Origin of the sequence: Pseudomonas sp. S9 (assembly GCF_000222125.1) — a bacterium.
In the GTDB taxonomy this organism is placed as follows: Bacteria; Pseudomonadota; Gammaproteobacteria; order Pseudomonadales; family Pseudomonadaceae; genus Aquipseudomonas; species Aquipseudomonas segetis.
Genome location: NZ_AFFX01000023.1, coordinates 1 through 1,935 on the forward strand (window position 1 = coordinate 1; position 1,935 = coordinate 1,935).

General features: G+C 52.7%; 2 protein-coding genes. Both read right to left on the reverse strand.

The window, feature by feature from the left end; all coding sequences use genetic code 11:
* Positions 1-55 precede the first annotated feature (55 nt).
* Positions 56-382: a DUF2523 domain-containing protein gene (locus PSES9_RS0122805; RefSeq protein ID WP_010490953.1), complete on the reverse strand. Its 327-nt coding sequence runs from the start codon at positions 380-382 to the stop codon at positions 56-58.
* Positions 382-1,833, reverse strand: a complete 1,452-nt coding sequence (locus PSES9_RS25465; protein ID WP_010490954.1) for a virulence factor TspB C-terminal domain-related protein — start codon at positions 1,831-1,833, stop codon at positions 382-384. Before PSES9_RS25465 ends, PSES9_RS0122805 begins: the two co-directional genes overlap by 1 nt.
* Positions 1,834-1,935: the final 102 nt, after the last annotated feature.

Sequence of the window (1,935 nt, forward strand, 5' to 3'; positions counted from 1 at the left end):
AGCGTCTTACCGTGGCCGGGTTTCCCCGTGCGTATATAGAGCATGGAGAACCCCCTTAAGCCTCAATAGAGGTGCCGCCCGGCTTGTGCCAGACCTGGTTACGCTTGCGATCAGCGGCCTTATCAATGCCGGCAAGAACAAAGCGCGTGGCAATGGCTGCGAAGTAGATATTCACAATCACATCCACCTTGGCCAGACCAAGAATCGGCATGATTACCGGCCCGACTTCGCCCATGCGCGCTATAAGTTCATCTTTGGCCGCATCGATCACCAGGTTAAAACCCACGTAGCTGACAAAGCCGAAACCGAGCATCTTGAGCACCATGCGCACAAGCGGGCCGAGCACCATGATCAGCATTTGAACAAGCAATACGTATTGCATTAGCTACCCCCTACAGAGCGCCCGACATACAGCGCGGCAAAGACAAGAGCAAAAGCCACAAAGAGGTTGCCGAGGTCTGTAGCAGCACGGCACAGCGGCTCATAGGTGAATTTGAAGGTGTGGCCGCCAGCAGTGATCAGGTTCACCGTTTCATCAGGCGGGCAACTAGCAGGTAGGAACCGTGTGCCTTTGTTGATCAGGCCCGGGACATCAATATCATCGCCGCCTTCGTCGAGTTCGAACTTGTCGCCCTGAACCAGGTTCTCGATATCGTCTTTATGGCCTTCGAAGTCGGCTTGTTCTTCGGCAAAGCATTGTTGCTCTTTGCTCTTGCGCAAAATGGCGCATTGAATCGGATCACCCTCGCAGGCAAGGTCTACATCACATCCTTCGCCGCCAACACTTGACCCCTGTTCGCATTTACCGCCGATACAATCCCCAAAGCCATCACCATCGGCATCAGGGTTGCCCTGCTGGTCAGGGCAATCAGGGCCTTTGCAGGTGCCAGTGGTGCCTGTCTTATTGCCCGCGCTGTCGGTATGCGTCGTGGTTGTGGTGACGGTAGTTTTTGTCGGGCAAGCAGTGCCATTGCACTTGGTCGCGGTGGCCGTATCTGTTTTAGTTGTGGTCTTAGAACCATCAGGATTGGTCTGAACTTTGGTATCGGTCTGGATATCGACCTGGTTCTTCGACGGCTGGGCATCAACGCAGAGTCGCTCGCCATTGAACATGCCGCAGTGCTGGCCTTCTTTTTCAACTGACTTTTCAGACGTGCACGTCGTTGAGCCATCTGCGTTATAAACGGGTATGCAAGGCTTGTCTTCGAGAATGGTTTCAGGCTCGGGATAGTCAGGAACAGGCGACTGTTCAACCTCAGCAGAACCACCAGAACCACATTCAGCACCCGTGTAATAGCCAGTACCCTGGCAAAAATAGGAACCGGTAACGCGAGTCGTGCATTTTTGGTCAGCTGTATTGGCGACACAGCCCGAATGACACGCTGACTGACTAGCAACGCCGAACTTGCGATCAGCAGAAAGCGAAACATAGCCATCACCAGCGGCGCCGGACTTACTAAATGGAAAGCTTGTGTTTGCTAGCTCAGCGCACTTGTCAGGTTCAGGAGCATCACAACCACCCGTTTCAGCGTTATACGTTTGATCGGGTGGGCATGTGGTTCCGTACCTGTTTGCTTGTGGCTGATAAACACCGCCAGGATGGCTATAACTGCAATAACCGTAGTCTTGCCTAACGAAAGTACAGCCCATGAAACCAAAGCTTTGCCAATTAAAGTTTTGAAGTGTTAATAGCTGCTCTGCAGCTTTGCGGAGGTCAGGCTGGGCAGTACAACCGGGCAAACTGCATTGCCAGTAATAATCCTCTGAATAAGCAGCCGACGCAGAGAACGCGAACAGCACAAGCACAGTGGTTTGGATAAGCAGACGCTTCATATCAAACCCGCCCGAAGAAGATCAGGTAGAACGCCAGACTGGTGATGATCAGTACGTAGACCTGGTAGCTGAATGTGTTCATGGCGAACTCCAAAAAGAGAA